General features: G+C 40.4%; 1 pseudogene. It reads right to left on the reverse strand.

Going from position 1 to position 788, the window contains the following annotated elements:
- Positions 1-788: pseudogene (locus H4J41_RS17420) on the reverse strand (IS630 family transposase); the annotation flags it as partial.

A 788-nucleotide genomic window follows, 5' to 3' on the forward strand; every position in this document is an offset into this window, starting at 1 on the left:
TCTATCACCCTAGATGCATCTGAAACAAAAATATTCCAGGCTCGACTACATTCATTAACAATATCTTCATATCCACTAAAACATCTGTTCGCTAATTCATTCTGCCTCAGCCATTGCCATACTTGTTCAATAGGATTTAGCTCAGGTGAGTAAGGGGGTAATTTTATGATTGATAAATTATTAAACTTCTCGGTTAAGTGGGCTTGATGCCAAGCGGCACCATCCACAACTATAACGGCGTGTCGTCCCTTTGGAACTTTTTGGGAGATCAATGATAAGTGTTTTTCCATCACATCCATATTCATGATTGGAGCGATTAATGCCTCGGTGTTTCCTGTTGCCGGGTAAACAGCACCAAAAAGATAAGCATACTCAAACTGCTGTTGCTTAACCGCTCTTGGCCTTATTCCTTTTGTTGCCCAGAGCCTTGTTGTTGTATTCTGCTGGCCAAAGCGGGCTTCATCTTGAAACCACACATCTACATTTTTAAGACTGACATTCCACGGGATCGTACGGATCATTTCCATTTCGAATTTTTTTAAAAGCTTCTTGTACTTCATCTGATTGCTTAGGGTGCCTTGACCGACTCGTTATCCATGAGAAGCCTAGCTGATGTAAAAGCCGATAAATATTATCAACTGAATAGTCGACTTTAAATTCTTGAGTAATATAAGCAACAAGTGTTTGTGCTTTGAGCCTTCCGCCTTTGGGTTTAATACTATTATCATGAATGTACTGGCTTAGTTGGGAGAGCTGTTGTTCATTTAGATTACAAGGTCGTCCAGAGC

Origin of the sequence: Colwellia sp. MB3u-45 (assembly GCF_014077005.1) — a bacterium.
Lineage (GTDB): Bacteria > Pseudomonadota > Gammaproteobacteria > Enterobacterales > Alteromonadaceae > Cognaticolwellia.